Here is an 18,208-nt window from a genome sequence, read left to right as displayed (position 1 = left end):
CCCAGCCGGTTGCATTCGGTTGCATCGGCGCGCGCGGCCGTACGGCAAAGGCTCATGGATGTGACGGGTCAACTCACCGGGCCCAACTAGAATGTCGCCACGGGAATAGCCCCGCGGAGAACACCACTTGAACGATTCCCGTCACGGAGAGCTGCGCGCGCCTCATATCAGCGAATCCCGCAGCCTGCCTGTGGAGAAGCACCGCTCGGATATTTTTTTTGCCGCCGTGGAAACCACGCGCATGCCGATGACGGTGACCGACCCGCATCTGCCGGACAATCCGATCGTATTCGCCAATCGCGCGTTCCTGGAAATGACCGGGTATTCGGCCGACGAGATCATCGGCAACAACTGCCGCTTCTTACAGGGCCCGGAGACCGACCCGGCCAGCGTGCAGGACGTGCGCGAATCCATCGACAACCGCCGCGAATTCGCCACCGAGGTGCTCAATTACCGCAAGGACGGGTCCTCGTTCTGGAACGCGCTATTCGTCTCGCCGGTGTTTGACGACAAGGGCAACCTGGTCTACTTCTTCGGCTCGCAGCTGGATGTGAGCCGCCGCCGCGACGCCGAGGATGCCTTGCGCCAGGCGCAGAAGATGGAAGCGCTGGGGCAACTCACCGGTGGCATTGCGCACGATTTCAATAACCTGCTGCAGGTAATGTCCGGGCACCTGGAAGTGATCCAGATGATGGCGGCCGCCAACGCGGGCAGCAATGCCGATCGCATCGCGTTCAGCGCCGAACATGCGGCCGCGGCTGCGGCCAAGGCCGCCACGCTCACCCAGCAATTGCTGGCGTTCTCGCGCAAGCAGAAGTTGCGCGGCCGCGTGGTCAATCTCAATACCCTGGTGTCGGGCATGAACAACATGGCCGAGCGCGCGCTGGGTGGCGGCATCACCTTGCGGCAGTTGCTGGAAGAGGGGCTGTGGAATTGCCAGATCGATACCACGCAAGCCGAGGTGGCACTGCTGAACGTGTTGATCAATGCACGCGATGCAATGGCGCAGGCCGAGCGTAAGGAGGTCACGGTGCAGACCCAGAACGTGGAAATCACCAGCCACGACCTGGCAATGCATCACCAGCTGGCGCCCGGACGCTACGTGAGCATCGCGGTGAGCGATACCGGGAGCGGCATGCCGCCGGAAGTGGCCAGCCGTGTCATGGAGCCGTTCTTCACCACCAAGGAAGAGGGGCAGGGCACGGGCCTGGGGTTGTCGATGGTGTACGGCTTCGTCAAGCAGTCCGGCGGTACGGTGCGCATCTACAGCGAGGTGGACCAGGGCACCACGGTACGCCTGTATTTCCCGGCTTCCAGCGAATTCGAGAACGACCTGCAGGCGGCCAAGAGCCGCGCGATCGACAAGGGTGGCGACGAGACCATTCTGGTGGTGGAAGACAAGCAGGACGTGGCGGTGGTGGCCAAGATGTTCCTGGAAAATGCCGGGTATCGCATTCTGTCCGCATCGAGCGGGCGCGAGGCGATCGAACTACTGGAACAGCACCCGGAGGTGGATGCGTTGTTCACCGATCTGATCATGCCCGGCGGCATGAATGGCGTGGTGCTGGCACGCGAAGCGCGTCGCATGCAGCCCAAGTTGAAAGTACTGCTGACCACCGGCTACGCCGACGCCAGCATCCAGCGGACCGACGTGGGCGGTGCGGAATTCGACGTGGTCAACAAACCCTACACGCAGAAGGAATTGCTCAAGCGCATCCGCATGCTGCTGGATGGCCCGACTGGCGTGGGTTAGGCGCCGGAGGGGCAGGGGCGATGGCGTTGATCGGCATCGCCTGCATATGCCAGCGTCTCGGGCGAGGGGGCATGTTGGCCGATCGGTTGCCGGTGCAGCCCTCGCCGGATCGGCATTCAACAAGCCGGGCCGCAACTACTCCGAATCCCCAATCCCCAATCCCCAATCCCCGTCCAGCTACTCTTCGCCCAGCGGTGCCACATAGCCTTCGGGCTTGTCGGCATTGCGGTCGAACAGGAACTTCTGCAATTCGGCCTCGAGAAACGCGCGGTGCTTGGGGTCGCGCGGTGACAGCCGGTTTTCATTGATCAGCATGGTCTGGTGTGCCAGCCACGCCTGCCAGGCGGTCTTGCCGATGTGCGCGAACACGCGCTGGCCCAGCTCGCCGGGGTAGGGCACGAAATCCAGGCCGTCGGTGTCGCATTGCTGGTACTGGCAGAACACGGTGCGGGACATGCGGATTCCTTTGAAGGCGTGCTTAAAGCGTGTCGAGCAGTTTGCGGATCGGTGCCGGCAAGCCCAGCGAGCCGAGATCGGCGCGCGCCACCCAACGCAGGTCGTCATTGTCGCGCACCGTTGCGCGCAGCGCGACCTTGCGCAGGCGCAAGGGCTGCAGGTGCAGCCGGTAGTGGCTGAAGGTGTGCACGAGCGGCGCCATCGCATCGGCGCGTTCGTAGTTGCCCTCGACATGGGTGGCGAACCAGCTGCGCAGGCCGCTGTCGGTCTCCGCCTGCGGCAGGGTCCACAACGAGGCCCAGATGCCGGTCGGCGGGCGGCGTTGCAACAGGATCTCGCCGTGCAGGTTTTCCAGCAGCAAGGCGGTGGCTTCGCGCTCGGGCAGCACCTTGCCGGGCTTGGGAGTGGGCAAGGCATCCACCAGGCCGTCGCGGCGGGCGACGCAGTCCTGCTGCAGCGGGCACACGATACACGCCGGTCTGGCGCGCGTGCACAGCGTGGCACCGAAATCCATCTGCGCCTGCGTGTAGTCGGCCAGTCGTCCGGCCGGCACGTGCGCAACATGGGCCCAGGCCAGTTGCCATAGCTGCTTTTCCACCACCGGCAAGCCGGGATAGCCGGCGATGCCGTGGACACGCGTGAGCACACGCTTGACGTTGCCGTCCATGATCGGAAAACGCTCGTTCCAGGCCTGGCTCAGGATGGCGCCGGCCGTGCTGCGGCCGATGCCCGGCAGCGCAAGCAGTGCATCGAAGTCGCGCGGCAGGTCGCCATCGTGCAGGGCGACGCAGTGTTTGGCGGCGGCATGCAGGTTGCGCGCGCGGGCGTAGTAGCCCAGCCCGGCCCAATGCGCCATCACGGTGTCGTTGTCGGCTGCCGCCAGATCCGCCAGCGTAGGGAAGCTTTCCACGAATTTGTGGAAATACGGAATGACCACCGCCACCTGGGTCTGCTGCAGCATGATCTCCGACAGCCACACCCGGTACGGCGCGCGTGGATGCTGCCAGGGCAGATCGTGGCGGCCGTGGCCGTCGAACCAGTGCAGCAGGCGCTCGACGAAGGCATCAGCAAGGGGAGTGGCGTGGTCGGCTGGCATGGCGCTCTGCTGGCGGTGGAGGGCAAGGGTGTCGGGAGCGGGAGTGCAGCTGCTACGCGCGTGGTGCGGCGCGTCCACTCACCGCAGCGGAAACGTCATTCCGACCAGGCACCGTTCGCAGAAACATCCGCATCCCCAGGCCAATGCGGTGATGTGGGCGCACGGTAATAAGCCACCGACGCACAGCGCGGACTGGCGTGTGCAGTGCTGCAGGCAAGGGCTGGGCAACCGTCAGTACACGTCGTGCCTGCGACCAGTCACGCGATACCTGCCGCACGCTGCAACCACCCCGCAGCGCTTGCAGATGCGGGCAGGCATCTTCCAATCAACCGCCCAAGGCGTCCGGCAACAGTGCGTCGACGAAGGCGACCGGGTCGAAGACGCGTAGGTCTTCCGGGCGTTCGCCGATGCCGGCGAAGCGGATCGGGATGTTGAACTCCCGCGCCAGCGCAAACACCACGCCACCCTTGGCGGTGCCATCGAGCTTGGTCACGACCAGCCCGGTGACGCCGACCGCCGCATGGAACTGGCGCAGCTGCGAGATGGCGTTCTGGCCGGTGGTGCCGTCGATGACCATCAGCACTTCGTGCGGCGCGGCGGCGTCGATCTTGCCGAGCACGCGGCGGATCTTGCCCAGCTCGTTCATCAGCCCGGTCTGGGTGTGCAGGCGGCCGGCGGTGTCGGCGATCAAGACGTCGGTGCCGCGCGCCTTGGCGGCCTGCAGCGCGTCGAACGCCACCGAGGCGGCATCGGCATTCTGCCCCTGCGCAATCACCGCCACACCGTTGCGGTCGCCCCAGGCCTGCAGCTGCGCCACGGCAGCGGCGCGGAAGGTGTCGCCGGCGGCCAGCATCAGGCTGTTGCCGTCGTCCTTGAAGCGCTTGGCCAGCTTGCCGATGGTGGTGGTCTTTCCGACGCCGTTGACGCCGACGGTGAGCACCACGAACGGCTTGTGCGAGCGGTCGATGACCAGTGGCTTGGAGACCGGCTGCAGCAGCGCGATGAGATCGGCGCGCAAGGCCTTGAACATGGCCTGCGCATCGACGAATTCGCGCGACTTCATGCGCTTGCGCAGGCCTTCGACCAACGCGGTGGTGGCGCCGATGCCGACGTCGGCGGTGATCAACGCAGTCTCGATCTCGTCGAGCAGGTCGTCGTCGAGCTTGGGGTTGCGCGAGAACAGGCCACCGAAGCTGCGCGCGAAGGTGCTGTTGCGCAGGCGCTCGCGCCAGCCGGGTTTGCCCGCCGGCGCAGCCGGCAAGGCGTCGTGCTGGCCGACGATGCTGTCGTCCTGGGTGGCCGGCAGCGGACTGCTGACGATGGACGGTGCGGTGACCACGGGCGTCGCGCTCGCGGCCGGGGCGGCGGCAGGCGGTGCGGAGGCGGCAGGCGGTACGACGGCGGGCGGAGCAGCAACAGGCGGTACGACAGCAGGCGCAGCGGCAATAGGCGCAGCGGCAACAGGCGTCGCGACGACCGGCGTCGGGACCGGCGCTGCGGGCGTCGATGGTGGCGATTGCAACAGCGACTGCGCCGGTGTTGCAGGTTCTGCGGGCGCCGTCGCCGGCGAGGTCGGTGTGCCGTGTGGCTGCGCCACCACTGGCGGCACCACCACCACCGGCGCCGGGGCGATGGGTGCGGCGGCAGGCGCCGGGTCCGGTAGTGCCTGCAAGGCCGATGGGGCCGGCGCCGCAGGGGCGGGCGGCGTGCTCGGCACCGCCGCCACGCTCTGCGCCTGGCCGGTGCGGGCGGCGATGTCGCTTGCCAACGCCTCAGCCGGTGTGGCCGGCGCGGCGTGCTCGGCGGCCGGCGTTGGCGGGTCTGCCGCTACCGGTGCGGGCGCGGGCGCAGCGGCAGGAGCTGCGCCGGTCTGCGCAGGTGGCAGGGCCTCGATGGGCGATGCTGGGGTGGCGGCAGACGGCGCGGTGGGAAATGCGGCTGCCAGTTCTTCCAGGCTGTAGCGCGAGGTACGCGAGCTGTCGGGCGTGGTGGGCTTGTTGCGGCGAAAAAAGCTGGCCATTGGCAACGCAGTAGGGGAAACCCGAAAGTCTACCATCGGGGTCCGGTCTCACCTTGACGCGCCCTTCAGTGGCGCCCCTCGCCACTGCGGCGGCGGTGCATCACGCTCGTGCCTGCAATGCTGCCGAATTCGGCATTTGTGCCGGCTGTGTGTCAGCGCATGATGGGCGCCTTACAGCTGACCCTTGAGCGCGCGGTAATCGCGCGGGGTCATGCCGACGGTAGCCTTGAACTGGCGCGCGAAGGCACTCTGGTCGGCAAAGCCGCAGCGTTGCCCGATGCTGGCGATACTGTCCTCGCCATACAGCAGCCGCATCGCCGATTCGATGCGCAGCTTGGTCAGCAGTTGCTGCGGGGTGACCTGGAAGACGCGGCGGAAGTGGCGCTCCAGCTGCGCCACCGACAGCCCGGCCAGATCGGCCAGCGCCTGCACGCGCAGGTTGTCGCCGAAGTTGGCCTGCATGTGTTCCATCACCTGGCTCAGGCGTTCGTAGGCCGAATGCCGGCTATCGGGCTGGCCCAGATCACGCGAGATGCCGACCACGCCGATCACCTCGTTGGCCTCGCACAGCGGGCGCTTGAAGGTCAGGCACCAGCCCGGCAGGCGGTTGGGATACAGGTGCACTTCGAGCTGGTTGTCGATGAGTTCGCCAAGCAGGACGCGACGGTCCTGCATCATGTAGCTGCCGCCCAGCGGCAAGGGGAAGACTTCCAGCGGCGACCGACCGATGATCTCGCTACGCAGCTTGCGCCCCAATCGACGCACCAGGGTGAGGTTGCAGTGGGTATAGCGGCCCTCGCTGTCCTTGATGAAGAACACCACGTCCGGTAGTGCATCGAACAGCGTCTGCATTTCCAGCGCGGGCAGGTTGAGGTCCATCAGGGTCATGGTGGCGGTCACGATTTGACGGTTGCACGAATGTGCAACCCAGCAATGATCCTAGCGCAAACGCGCGGCGATGCATCGGGTTGGTAATTGTGCAGATTTCCGCATTTTCACTTCGCATTGCACGCTAGTCGTGCGCGGGCCGGCAGTGGGAGCATGCGCCATGCACAGCATCGACGTGATCGACTCTCATACGGCCGGCGAGCCCACCCGCGTGGTCCTGGCCGGCTTCCCCGATCTGGGCGGTGGCGACCTGGCGCAGTGTCGCGAGCGGTTCGGCCGCGAGTTCGACCAGTGGCGCAGCGCGATTGCCTGCGAACCGCGCGGCTCGGACACCATGGTCGGCGCGCTGCTGCTGCCGGCGCGCGACCCGAGCGCCTGCACCGGGGTGATCTTCTTCAACAACGTCGGTTATCTGGGCATGTGCGGGCACGGCACGATTGGTGTGGTGCGTACGCTGGCCGAGCTGGGGCGGATCGCGCCGGGCAGGCACCGTATCGAAACGCCGGTGGGCACGGTGGGCGTGGAGCTAGCCGACGACGGCACCGTGTGGGTGGACAACGTGGAAAGTTATCGCGCGGCTGCCGGTGTGGTGGTGGACGTGCCGGGGCATGGCGCGGTGCGCGGCGATGTGGCCTGGGGCGGCAACTGGTTCTTCATCACCGAGCAGGCGCCATGTGCGCTGGACCTGGCGCATCAACGCGCGCTCACAGCCTACACCGAAGCGATCCGGCTGGCGCTGCAGGCCGCCGGCATCACCGGCGAGGGCGGTGGCGAGATCGACCATATCGAAGTCAACGGCGCCGCACCCGATGGCAGCGGCGTGGCGCGCAATTTCGTGCTGTGCCCGGGGCTGGCCTACGACCGTTCGCCGTGCGGCACCGGCACCAGCGCCAAGCTGGCGTGCCTGGCCGCCGACGGCAAGCTGGGCGAGGGCGAGCGCTGGGTGCAGCAAGGCATCCTGGGCAGTGCGTTCGAAGGCAGTTATCGCCTGAGCGGGCGCGGTATTGCGCCGCGCATCAGCGGGCAGGCGCACATCACTGCGCGCGCGCAGCTGCTGATCGACCCGGCCGACCCGTTCGCCTGGGGCATCGTGGCCTGATGGAGGCCGTGCGGCCCGCGCCGGTGGTTGCGTCGGCCATGTCGCCGGCCGAACTGGTGATCGTCGGCACGTCTGCTGCGCTGCCCGCGTCGCCATCGCCCGCGACGGCATCTGCGCCGGCGCCGGGTTCCGTGGCCGGACCCGAATCCGGCTCTGCGCCGTCTGCCGCCTCCACGCGGCGCAGTTACGACCTGATCGTGGTCGGTGCCGGCATTGTTGGCGCCGCCTGCGCCGAGGCTGCGGCGGGCGAGGGGCTGCGGGTGGCGATCGTCGAACCGGGGCCGATCGGCGGCGGCGCCACCGCCGCGGCGATGGGGCACCTGGTGGCGATGGACGACGACCCGGCCGAGCTGGCGTTGTCGGCGTATTCGCTGCGCCTGTGGGAGCGCTTCGCGACGCTGAGCGATGCCGAATTCAGCCGCTGCGGCACGCTGTGGGTGGCCCGCGACGCGCGCGAACTGGCGGCGGTGCCGGCCAAGATCGCGCGGCTGGCCGCTGCCGATCTGCAGGCAGAAGCGATCGATGCGGCGCAGTTGTATGCGCTGGAGCCGCAGCTGGTGCCGGGCCTGGCCGGCGGCATGCGCGTGCCCGGCGAGGCGGTGGTGTATCCGCCGCGGGTGGCGCGGCATCTGGTGAGCCTGGCCTGCAAGGCCGGCGCGCAGGTATTTGCCGGCCGCCGCGTTGCGCAGTTGCAGGAGCATGCAGTGCGCCTGGACGACGGGCAGGTGCTTGCCGGAGCGGTGCTCGTGGCCAGCGGCGTGGCCTTGCCGCAGTTGCTGCCCGAGCTGGCGTTGCGCCCGCGCAAGGGCCATCTGGTGATCACCGACCGCCACCCGGGGTTGATCCGGCATCAGCTGCTGGAACTCGGTTATGCCGATTCGGCGCATGGCGCCGACGACACCAGTGTGGCCTTCAATGTGCAGCCGCGGCCGACCGGGCAGATATTGATCGGCTCCTCGCGCCAGTTCGGCGAGCACGATCGCGCGTTGTCGATGCCGGTGCTGCAACAGATGTTGCAGCGCGCTTTTGCGTATCTGCCGGTGCTGCGTGAGTTGCAGGCAATTCGCGTATGGACCGGGCTGCGCCCGGCCACGCCGGATGGGCGGCCGTATCTGGGGCTGGTGCCCGGCCGGCGCGATGTGTGGGTGGCCGCCGGCCACGAGGGGCTGGGCGTCACCACGGCGCTGGGGAGCGCACGGGTGATCGTGGACAGCCTGCTCGGGCGCACGCCGGCCATCGACCCGGCGCCGTATGCCCCGGCGCGTGCCGTGCAGGGCGCGGCCGCATGAGCGCGACAGTGCGGTTGCACGTGGATGCGCAGCTGGTCGAGGTGCCGGCCGGTGCCAGCGTGGCGGCCGCGGTGGCGCAGGCCACGCTGCAGTTCCGGCGATCCAGCAGCGGGCAACCGCGCGCGCCGTTATGCGGCATGGGCGTGTGTTTCGAATGCCGTGTGCGGATCGATGGCATCGGCCAGCAACGCGCCTGTCTGGTGGACGCACGCGATGGCATGCAGGTGCGCACCGATGGCTGAGCGCGTGCTGCATTTCGATGTGTTGGTGATCGGCGCCGGCCCGGCCGGGTTGGCCGCGGCGCAGGCGGCGGCCAGTCACGGTGTGCGCGTGGGCGTGGTGGACATGCAGCCGCGTGTGGGCGGGCAGGTGTGGCGCAGCGATGTGCAGCACGGTGCGCCGGCCGATGCGCGCGCGCTGCTGCGACAGGTGCAGGGCAATGCGGCAGTCACGCTGCTGACACGCACGCAGATCCTGCTGGCACAACCGGGCTGGTTGTTGGCCGATGGCCCGGACGGCACGCAGCAACTGCATTACGCCGCCCTGGTGCTGGCCACCGGTGCGCGCGAATTGCTGCTGCCGTTTCCGGGCTGGACCGTGCCCGGCGTCACCGGTGCCGGCGCGGCGCAGGCGCTTGCGAAGCAGGGTTGGCCGCTGAGCGGCAAGCGTGTGCTGGTGGCCGGCAGTGGCCCGCTGCTGCTGGCCAGTGCGGCCACCTTGCAACGGCATGGCGCGCAGGTGCTGGGCATCCACGAACAGGCCTTGGCAGCGGCGTTGCGCCGGTTCGCGCTGCAGTTGTGGCGCTGGCCGGGCAAAGCCGCGCAGGCTGCCGCGTTGCGCCTGCAGCTGCATGCAGTGGCGTATCGCGCCGGCAGCGTCGTGGTTGCCGCGCATGGGGATACGCAGCTGCGCGAGGTCGAACTGGAAGGGCCCGGCGGCCGCACGCGCATCGCATGCGACCACCTGGCGGTGGGCTATGGCCTGGTGCCCAATACCGAGCTTGCGCAATTGCTGGGTTGCCAGCTGCAGGCATGTGGAGCGCACCAGCAGGTGCAGGTGGATGCGCTGCTGCGCACCAGCGTCACCCAGGTGTTTGCCGCCGGCGAAGCCTGCGGCATCGGTGGGCGCGATTGCGCCTTGATCGAAGGCGCGATGGCCGGGCACATGGCCGCCGATGCGCCGGAGGCCGCGTTGCGCCTGCAACCACGGCGGCGCGCAGCGCGTGCATTTGCCGACGTGTTGCAGCAGCAGTTCGCGCTGGACCCGCGCATCCGCGCGCTGGCGCAACCGGACACGCTGATCTGCCGCTGCGAAGACGTGCCGCTGGGCGCACTGGACGACTTCAACGATGCGCGCGACGCCAAGCTGGCCTCGCGCTGCGGCATGGGCGCCTGCCAGGGCCGCATCTGCTCCGCTGCGCTGGCCGAACTGGGCCGTTGCCCGCCCGAGCTTTCCACCGACGCCGGCCGCCGGCCGCCGTTGTTCCCGGTCCGCCTCGCGGCGCTGGCCGACTCGTTCACTTCCGACTCGCAAGGGAATCACCCATGAGCATTGCTGCGTTCTGGCACGGCGTGTTGCCGGCCATCACCACCCCGTTCACCGCCTCGGGCGACATCGACCACGACTTCCTCGGCAAGCATGCCAACCAGCTGGTGGATGCCGGTTGCACCGCAATCGTGCCGCTGGGCTCGTTGGGCGAGGCCGCCACCTTGAGCGTGGACGACAAGCTGGCGATCCTGCGCACGCTGGTCACCGCCTTGAACGGCCGCGTGCCGGTGGTGCCGGGCATCGCCAGCCTGGCCACCGGCGAGGCGGTGGCACTGGCCAAGGCGGCCAAGGACATCGGCTGCGGCGGCCTGATGGTGCTGCCGCCGTACGTGTACTCCACCGACTGGCGCGAAATGGGCGCGCATGTGCGTGCGGTGATCGGCGCCACCGACCTGCCGGTGATCCTGTACAACAACCCGGTGGCCTACAAGACCGATTTCGGCCCGGCGCAGATCGCCGAGCTGGCCGCCGAATTCCCCAACCTGCAGGCCGTGAAGGAATCCTCCGGGGACGTGCGCCGCTTTGCCGCGCTGCAGGAACTGCTGGGCGATCGGCTGGCGCTACTGGTCGGCATGGACGATGCCATCGTCGAAGGCCTGAGCATGGGCGCCAAGGGCTGGATCGCCGGCCTGGTCAATGCGTATCCGAAAGAATCGGTGCGCCTGTTCGAACTCGCACGCGACGGCGGTTACCCGGCGGCAAAGGAGTTGTATCACTGGTTCCTGCCGCTGCTGCGCCTGGACACCGTGCCCACCTTCGTGCAGCTGATCAAGCTGGTGCAGGCAAAGGTGGGCATGGGGAGCGAGCAGGTGCGTGCGCCGCGGCTGGTGGTGGCCGGCGCCGAGCGCGATGCCGCGTTGAAGGTGATCGAGCATGCCATCGCCACGGCGCCGAAGAGCAGCTAGCAACACGACTGCGTCGCCGCCAGGCGGGCGCGGTCGGTGCTCGGATCGGCATGTGCCACTCGTACACTCCGACGCTGAGCGCGCTGCCCGCACCCGCCTGACGACTGCGCGCTACGTTCTGTTAGCCGCTCTCGGTTGTCCTGATGGCGTACGGCCATCGCACGCTGCGTCTACTCGCAGGCACAGCGTGCGGCGCGTGCGGATTCGCCCCACGCGCCGTGCCTGCGCGTGGGGCAAGGCGTCGGCGGCTGCGGATGTGGCCTGCAGTGCTGCATCCTCATCGCTTCTCTGGCCGGCCGCTGGCGCACAGTGCGCAGGCCCTGCATCCCTGTTACCGAAGGTGCCGCAATGAACGACACGAACCACTCCATTCCCATGACCGCCGCCGAGGTGCTGCTGGCAGGCCAATGGCAACCCAGCCGCCACGCGGCCGGCAGCTTCCGCGCTGCCGACCCGACCACCGGCGAGCCGATCGGCCCGCAGTTTCCGATCAGTGGCGCGGACGATGTGGAAGCCGCCGTCGCCGCAGCGCAGGCGGTGGCAGCGGAACTGGCGGCTGCACCGGTGGAGCGCATCGCCGCCTTCCTGGACGCCTATGCCGACGCGCTGGATGCCGATGCCGACACCCTGGTCGCGTTGGCGCATGCCGAAACCGCGTTGCCCGCGCCCACACGCTTGCGTGGCAACGAACTGCCGCGCACCAGCGGGCAGCTGCGCCAGGCCGCGCAGGCGGTGCGCACGTACAGCTGGACCCATCCCGTCATCGATCGCGCGGCCGATCTGCGTTCGCACCTGGCGCCGCTAGGCAAGCCGGTGCTGGTGTTCGGCCCGAACAATTTCCCGTTTGCGTTCAATGCCATTGCCGGCAGCGATTTCGCCAGCGCGATCGCAGCGCGTAACCCGGTGATCGCCAAGGCGCACCCGCTGCATCCGGCCACCAGCCAGCGCATGGCGCAGCTGGCGCATCAGGCGCTGGTTGCGGCCTGTCTGCCGGCGGCGGCCGTACAGTTGCTGTATCACTTCGACAACGCCATCGGCGTGCGGCTGGCCGGCGATGCGCGGCTGGGCGCGATTGGCTTTACCGGCAGCCGTGCCGGTGGCCTGGCGCTGAAGGCAGCGGCCGACGCAGCAGGCGTGCTGTTCTACGCCGAGCTGTCCAGCGTCAACCCGGTGTTCCTGTTGCCCGGCGCGCTGGCCGAACGCGGCGATGCGCTGGCGCAGGAGTTCTTTGCATCCTGCACGCTGGGCAGCGGGCAGTTCTGCACCAATCCGGGTGTGGTGGTGGTGCCGCACGGTGTGGCCGGCGATGCGTTTGTTGCGGCCACCAAGGCCCACTTCGAAGCGGCCATGCCGATGGTGCTGTTCTCCGCAGCCGGTGTGGACGGTGTGCAACGCGGGGTGGCCAGCCTGCGCGCTGCCGGTGCCAGCGTGCTGGCGGGCGGGCACACCGGCGAGGATGGCTACCGCTATGCGCCGACCTTGTTGAGCGTGGATGCGCAGGCGTTCATCGCCAACCCGCAGGCACTGCAGGCCGAAGCGTTCGGCCCGGTGAGCCTGCTGGTGCGCGCAGCCGACGCAGCGCAGATGGCGCTGGTGGCGGCTGCATTCGAAGGCAATCTCACCGGTACGCTGTATCGCGCCGGCGATGGCAGCGACGATGCGGCCTGGCAGGCCATCGCGCCGGTGTTGCGCGCGCGGGTCGGGCGGCTGATCAACAGCAAGATGCCAACCGGCGTGGCCGTGAGCGCCGCGCAGAACCACGGCGGCCCGTTCCCGAGCACCGGGCACCCGGGCTTCACCGCCGTGGGCATGCCCGGTGCAATCCGCCGTTTTGCGGCCCTGCACAGTTATGACGCGGTGCCCGATGCACTGCTGCCTGCGGAATTGCGCCAGCGCAATCCGCACGGGGTGGCGCGGCTGGTCGATGGGCAATGGAGCACGGCTGATCTGGGAGCAGGTGCATGAGCGCACAGATCGGCGGGCTGTCGCTGGAGCAGGCGCGCGCGCAGCTGGCGCCGTGGACGCAATGCGCCGCGCCGATCGCCGCGGACGAATACGAGCGCCGCATCGAACGCGCACGCAGCCTGATGCGCAGCCAGGGCGTGGATGCGCTGTTGATCGGCGCCGGCACCTCGCTGCGCTATTTCACCGGCGTGCCATGGGGCGCGAGCGAGCGCCTGGTGGCGTTGCTGCTGACGTTGAATGGCGAGCCGGTGCTGCTGTGTCCTGCGTTCGAAGAAGGCTCGCTGGACGCGGTGCTGAAGATCCCGGTGGCCAAGTACTTATGGGAAGAACACGACGACCCGTATGCGCTGGTGGTGCAGGCCATGGACGAGCGCCACGCGCATGCCTTGGCGCTGGACCCGGGCATTGCCTTCGCCGTGCACACCGGTCTGCGCGCGCATCTTGGCACGGCGATCCGCGATGCGGGGGCGATCATCGACGGCTGCCGCATGCGCAAGTCGCCAGCCGAGCTGGCGTTGATGCAGCAGGCCTGCGACATGACCCTGCTGGTGCAGCGGCTGGCCGCCGGCATCGCGCACGAGGGCATCGGGACCGATCAACTGGTGCGCTTCATCGACGAGGCGCATCGCGCGCTGGGCGCGGACAACGGTTCGACCTTCTGCATCGTGCAATACGGCCACGCTACTGCTTTCCCGCATGGCATCCCGGGCGTGCAGCACCTGCGCGAAGGCGAGCTGGTGCTGATCGATACCGGCTGCACCGTGCAGGGCTACCATTCCGATATCACCCGCACCTGGATCTATGGCACGCCCAACGCCGCGCAGCAGCGCATCTGGGACCTGGAGCAGGCCGCGCAGGCAGCGGCATTTGCGGCGATCCGCCCCGGTGTGGCCTGTGAGGCAGTGGATCAGGCCGCGCGCACGGTGCTGGAAGCCGCAGGGCTGGGCCCGGACTACAGCTTGCCCGGCCTGCCGCATCGCACCGGCCACGGCTGCGGTCTGGCGATTCATGAGGCACCGTATCTGGTGCGCGGCAATGCGCAGCCGCTGCAGCCGGGCATGTGCGCCAGCAACGAGCCGATGATCGTGGTACCCGGTGAGTTCGGCGTGCGGCTTGAAGACCATTTTTATGTCACCGACGCGGGCGCGCAGTGGTTTACGCCGCCGTCGCTGGCGATCGATCAACCGTTTGCGTGAGCCTGCCCAGATTTACGCGCGCGTAGGAGCGCACCCGGGCGCGACGGGCATTCCCGAGTAAAGCCATTCGCGCTCAGGCGCGCTCCTATCGCTGTCTTTGCATCTTGGAGTAAATGCATGAACCACCTGCGTCCTGTCGCCATCGGCCTGCTTGCCGCCGCATTGTTTACCGCCTGCAAGCCAGCACCGCCGGCATCGGAAACGGCGTCCGCTACCACTGCCTCGGCCAATAGCGAACAAGCCGCCAAGGCCTTCGATGCGTTGCTGGACAAACAGTGGCAATACCAGCTGCAGCACAACCCGGAGTTCGCCAGCATCATCGGCGACAAGCGCTATAACGACCGCTGGAGCGATTATTCGCTGGAAGCGGTGCAGGCGGAGCGCGCCGCAACCGCGGACCTGCTCACGCAGTTCGAAGCAGTGGATGCCAAGGCGCTGGACGAGCAACGCCAGCTCAGCCTGCAGATGATGCTGGGTCAATTGCGCGACAAGCTGGAAGGCATCGACCTCAAGACCTACACGATGCCGCTGGAGCCCATCGGCGGCGTGCAGTTGGCGCTGGCCGGGTATGGTGATGCGTTTCCGTTCGAAAACGCCAAGGATTACCAGGATTACATCAAGCGTCTGCAGACGATCCCGACCGTGATCGAGCAAGTCATCGCGGTGTCGCGCCAGGGCGCGACCGATGGCCTCACTCAGCCGCGCTATCTGTTGGAGCGCCTGCCCGAGCAGATCGACAAGATTGCCGCGTTGACCGGCGAGCAGAGCCCGTTCGCCTCGCCGCTGAAAAAGCTCGATGCGGCGGTGCCGGCCGATCAACGCGACGTGCTGCGTCAACAGGTGCTCGCCGCGATCGATCAGCAGGTGCGCCCGGCCTACGGCAAATTGGCTGCGTTCGTGCGCGACGAATACGCCGCGCAAGGACGCGCGCAGGAAGGCGTGTGGTCGCTGCCCGATGGCGAGCGTCGTTATCGCTACGCCGTCCACACCCAGACCACCACCGACATGGCGCCGGAGGAGATCCACCAGATCGGATTGAAGGAAGTGGCGCGCATCGAAGGCGAGATGACGGTGATCGCCAAGGCGCAGGGTTTTGCGGATCTGGCCAGCTTCCGCAAGGCGGTGGAGACCGACAAGCGCCACTTTGCCAGCTCCGGCGAACAGATCCTGCAGCAATACCGGCAGTACATCGCGGCGATGGAGCCGGAACTGCCCAAGCTGTTCGGGCATCTGCCCAAGACGCCGCTGGAGGTACAGGCGATGCCGGCCTTCCGCCGCAGCGCACCCGGCGCCGAGTATTGGCAAAGCAATCCCGAAGGCACCAAGCCGGCGATCGTGAAGGTCAACACCAGCGACTTCGCCAGCCGCACGCTGATCAACATCGAAACCACCGCCTATCACGAAGGCGTGCCCGGGCATCACCTGCAGATCTCGCTTGCGCAGACGCTGCCCCTGCCGCCGTTCCGCCAGCAGGCTGGCTACAACGCCTATATCGAAGGCTGGGCGCTGTATGCCGAGCAGCTGGGCAAGGAGATCGGTTTCTTCAAGGACCCGTACAACGACTACGGCCGCCTGTCCGGCGAGTTGCTGCGCGCCAACCGGCTGGTGCTCGACACCGGTGTGCACTACAAGCACTGGAATCGCCAGCAGATGGTGGACTTCTTCCACGCGCATCCGTCCGACGACGAGCCCAGCATCCAGTCCGAAACCGACCGCTACATCGTGTGGCCCGGCCAGGCGCTGGGCTACAAGCTCGGTCAGCTGCAGATCCTGGCATTGCGCGCGGAAGCGGAAAAAGAGCTGGGCGATCGTTTCGATGTGCGCGCCTTCCACGATGCGGTGCTCGGCGGCGGCGCGATGCCGCTGGCACTGTTGCAGCAGCGCGTGCGGCAGTGGATTGCGCAGGCCAAGGCGGCGCCGGAGGCACGCGGATGAAGACCAGCCGCGTCTGGCGCGCGAGCGCATTGAGCGTGTTGATTGCATCCAGTCTGGGCGCCGCCACCGTGCAGGCGCAAGCCGCAGCACCCGCATCCGCAGCAACGACGCAAGACAGCGCGGCGGCGCGTTTCAAAGCGCTGTACACGCGCGAATGGCGCTGGCGGCAGGCGCAGTTGTCCGGTGCGGTGGATGAAGACAACCAGGCCACGCAGGAGCAGCAATCCGATCATCTACCCAAGGTGGACGTGGCCACGCAGAGCCAGCGCACGGCGTACTGGCAACAGGCGTTGAAGGAACTGGATGCCATCCCGCAGGCGCAGCTGCCGGCCGAAGATCAGGTCAGTTACCAGGTGTACCGCCAGCAATTGCTGGTGCTGCTGGATCAGCAGCGTTTTCGCGCCTGGGAAATGCCGTTCAACAGCGACTCGGCGTTCTGGAGCGACCTGGGCTTCAGCGCCGAGGCCAAGTTGCGCACGCGCGAGGATTATCAGCGCTATCTGAAGATGCTGGCCGATATCCCGCGCTATTTCGCCGAGCACACCGACAACATGCGCGCCGGGCTGGCGCGTGGTTTCAGCCAGCCGAAGGTCACGCTGACCGGCCGCGATCAATCCATCGCCGATGTGGCGCAGGCCAAGGGTCAGGCCAATCTGTTCTACGCACCGTTCAAGCAGATGCCGGCCACCGTGCCGGCAGCGGTGCAGGCGCAACTGCGGGCGCAGGCCGAGGGGACCATCAACGCGCAGGTGGTGCCGGCGTATGCCAAGTTGCTGGACTTCATCCGCACTGAGTATCAGCCGCGTGCGCGCACCACGCTGGCCGGTGAAGCGCTGCCGGATGGCAAGGACTATTACCGCGCGCAGATTCGCGAGTTCACCACGCTGGAGGTGAGCCCCGATCAGATCCACCAGATCGGTCTGGACGAGGTTGCCAAGCTGCGGACGCAGATGGACCAGACCATCGCAGCCAGCGGCTTCAAAGCGCCGGCCGGGCAGGCGGTGTTTCCGGCATTCCTGCATTTCCTGCGCACCGACCCGCAGTTCTATGCCAAGACGCCGGACGAGCTGCTCAAGCAGGCGGCGTGGATCGCCAAGCGCGTGGATGCCAAGGTAGGCGACTACATTGGCCGGCTGCCGCGCCGCCGCTTCGCCATCGAGCCGGTGCCGCCGGAGCTGGCGCCGTTCTATACCGGCGGTCGTGGCGGCCCGGGCATCTATCTGGTCAACACCTACAACCTGCCGTCGCGGCCGCTGTACAACCTGACCGCGCTGACCTTGCATGAGTCTTCGCCCGGCCACGCATTGCAGATGCCGTTGGCGGCGGAGGCGCAGGGCTTGCCGGAGTTCCGCCGCTACGGCTACATCTCCGCGTATGGCGAAGGCTGGGCGTTGTATTCGGAGTACCTGGGCCAGGAAATGGGCATGTACGACACGCCCTATGACCGCTTCGGCTATCTCACGTATCAGATGTGGCGTGCCTGCCGGTTGGTGATCGACACCGGTCTGCATCACAAGGGCTGGACGCGCGAACAGGCGCAGGCGTACCTGCGCGACAACACCGCGCTGAGCGAACACGAAGTGACCACCGAGGTGGACCGCTATATCGCCTGGCCGGGGCAGGCGCTGTCGTACTACCTGGGCGAGTTGAAGATCATCGAATTGCGGCACAAGGCCGAAGCCGCGCTCGGCGAGAAGTTCGACATCCGCGCCTTCCACGACGCGATCCTGGAAACCGGTTCGGTGCCGCTACCGGTGCTGGAGCAACGCATCGACCGTTTCATCGGCGATGGCGGGAAGTCGCCTTGGGCGCAGGAGGTGTCGAAGCAGTAGCAATGCTGAGCCCCTCTCCCGACGGGGCGAGAAGGCACAGTTTGCGCGCCAGTGGCGCGGGCCGGGGCGCGGAGGGGGGGGTGAGGGTACGGAGCGAAGCTGCTCCGGGTCGAAATGGCACGAGGCTGCGCACGTACCCTCATCCGCCCCTTCGGGGCACCTTCTCCCGGTGGGAGAAGAGAACAGCTGCAGTAATTAGAAATCGGCTACAACCTTTCCAACGGGG

General features: G+C 67.6%; 14 protein-coding genes and 1 other RNA gene. 11 read left to right on the top strand and 4 right to left on the bottom strand.

The window, feature by feature from the left end; translation table 11 throughout:
* Positions 1 to 127: 127 nt before the first annotated feature.
* A complete protein-coding gene (locus tag RZV17_RS12485) occupies positions 128 to 1,753 on the top strand; it encodes a hybrid sensor histidine kinase/response regulator (RefSeq protein ID WP_184388213.1) in 1,626 nt (541 codons plus the stop codon).
* A gap of 177 nt (positions 1,754 to 1,930) precedes the next feature.
* On the opposite strand, the gene RZV17_RS12480 is transcribed toward RZV17_RS12485, so the two are convergent.
* The 4 genes from RZV17_RS12480 to RZV17_RS12465 all read right to left on the bottom strand — a co-directional run bounded on the left by RZV17_RS12480 (position 1,931) and on the right by RZV17_RS12465 (position 6,213).
* Positions 1,931 to 2,209 carry an oxidative damage protection protein gene (locus RZV17_RS12480; protein ID WP_039410902.1) on the bottom strand — a complete coding sequence of 93 codons (279 nt, stop codon included), beginning with the start codon at positions 2,207 to 2,209 and terminating at the stop codon, positions 1,931 to 1,933.
* A gap of 22 nt (positions 2,210 to 2,231) precedes the next feature.
* Positions 2,232 to 3,305 carry an A/G-specific adenine glycosylase gene (gene mutY / locus RZV17_RS12475; protein ID WP_228333640.1) on the bottom strand — a complete coding sequence of 358 codons (1,074 nt, stop codon included), beginning with the start codon at positions 3,303 to 3,305 and terminating at the stop codon, positions 2,232 to 2,234.
* Positions 3,306 to 3,630: 325 nt separating this feature from the next.
* Entirely contained in the window at positions 3,631 to 5,325 is a 1,695-nt protein-coding gene (gene ftsY / locus RZV17_RS12470; protein WP_355603841.1) for a signal recognition particle-docking protein FtsY, read from the bottom strand.
* Between the two features lie 171 nt (positions 5,326 to 5,496).
* Positions 5,497 to 6,213 (bottom strand): AraC family transcriptional regulator, encoded by a 717-nt coding sequence (locus RZV17_RS12465; RefSeq protein ID WP_081419243.1) that lies wholly within the window; start codon positions 6,211 to 6,213, stop codon positions 5,497 to 5,499.
* A gap of 160 nt (positions 6,214 to 6,373) precedes the next feature.
* Here RZV17_RS12465 and RZV17_RS12460 point away from each other — a divergent pair, with 160 nt between their 5' ends.
* The 10 genes from RZV17_RS12460 to RZV17_RS12415 all read left to right on the top strand — a co-directional run bounded on the left by RZV17_RS12460 (position 6,374) and on the right by RZV17_RS12415 (position 17,982).
* Positions 6,374 to 7,312 carry a proline racemase family protein gene (locus RZV17_RS12460; RefSeq protein WP_355603838.1) on the top strand — a complete coding sequence of 313 codons (939 nt, stop codon included), beginning with the start codon at positions 6,374 to 6,376 and terminating at the stop codon, positions 7,310 to 7,312.
* On the top strand, positions 7,312 to 8,601 hold the full coding sequence (locus tag RZV17_RS12455) for an FAD-dependent oxidoreductase (RefSeq protein ID WP_355603834.1): 1,290 nt from the start codon (positions 7,312 to 7,314) through the stop codon (positions 8,599 to 8,601). Before RZV17_RS12460 ends, RZV17_RS12455 begins: the two co-directional genes overlap by 1 nt.
* Positions 8,598 to 8,843, top strand: coding sequence for a 2Fe-2S iron-sulfur cluster-binding protein (locus RZV17_RS12450; protein WP_039410912.1), 246 nt, complete (start codon positions 8,598 to 8,600; stop codon positions 8,841 to 8,843). Before RZV17_RS12455 ends, RZV17_RS12450 begins: the two co-directional genes overlap by 4 nt.
* Entirely contained in the window at positions 8,836 to 10,149 is a 1,314-nt protein-coding gene (locus RZV17_RS12445) for an FAD-dependent oxidoreductase (RefSeq protein ID WP_355603831.1), read from the top strand. The genes RZV17_RS12450 and RZV17_RS12445 overlap by 8 nt, the downstream gene beginning before the upstream one ends.
* Complete coding sequence (locus RZV17_RS12440; RefSeq protein WP_039563791.1) at positions 10,146 to 11,054, top strand: dihydrodipicolinate synthase family protein; 909 nt, start codon at positions 10,146 to 10,148, stop codon at positions 11,052 to 11,054. The genes RZV17_RS12445 and RZV17_RS12440 overlap by 4 nt, the downstream gene beginning before the upstream one ends.
* A gap of 50 nt (positions 11,055 to 11,104) precedes the next feature.
* Positions 11,105 to 11,181, top strand: a non-coding RNA gene (locus tag RZV17_RS12435) — sX9 sRNA.
* Between the two features lie 221 nt (positions 11,182 to 11,402).
* The gene (locus RZV17_RS12430) at positions 11,403 to 13,019 is read left to right on the top strand and encodes an aldehyde dehydrogenase family protein (RefSeq protein WP_228313958.1); all 1,617 of its coding nucleotides are present in this window, start codon (positions 11,403 to 11,405) and stop codon (positions 13,017 to 13,019) included.
* A complete protein-coding gene (locus RZV17_RS12425; protein WP_355603826.1) occupies positions 13,016 to 14,215 on the top strand; it encodes a Xaa-Pro peptidase family protein in 1,200 nt (399 codons plus the stop codon). The genes RZV17_RS12430 and RZV17_RS12425 overlap by 4 nt, the downstream gene beginning before the upstream one ends.
* A gap of 117 nt (positions 14,216 to 14,332) precedes the next feature.
* Entirely contained in the window at positions 14,333 to 16,150 is a 1,818-nt protein-coding gene (locus RZV17_RS12420; RefSeq protein WP_355603823.1) for a DUF885 family protein, read from the top strand.
* Entirely contained in the window at positions 16,147 to 17,982 is a 1,836-nt protein-coding gene (locus RZV17_RS12415; RefSeq protein WP_349776724.1) for a DUF885 family protein, read from the top strand. The genes RZV17_RS12420 and RZV17_RS12415 overlap by 4 nt, the downstream gene beginning before the upstream one ends.
* Positions 17,983 to 18,208 lie beyond the last annotated feature (226 nt).

The sequence above is a fragment of the Xanthomonas cannabis genome (genome assembly GCF_040616535.1).
In the GTDB taxonomy this organism is placed as follows: Bacteria; Pseudomonadota; Gammaproteobacteria; order Xanthomonadales; family Xanthomonadaceae; genus Xanthomonas; species Xanthomonas cannabis.
Note: the sequence above shows the minus strand (reverse complement) of the source record. Positions and strands in the feature narration are given on the sequence as shown.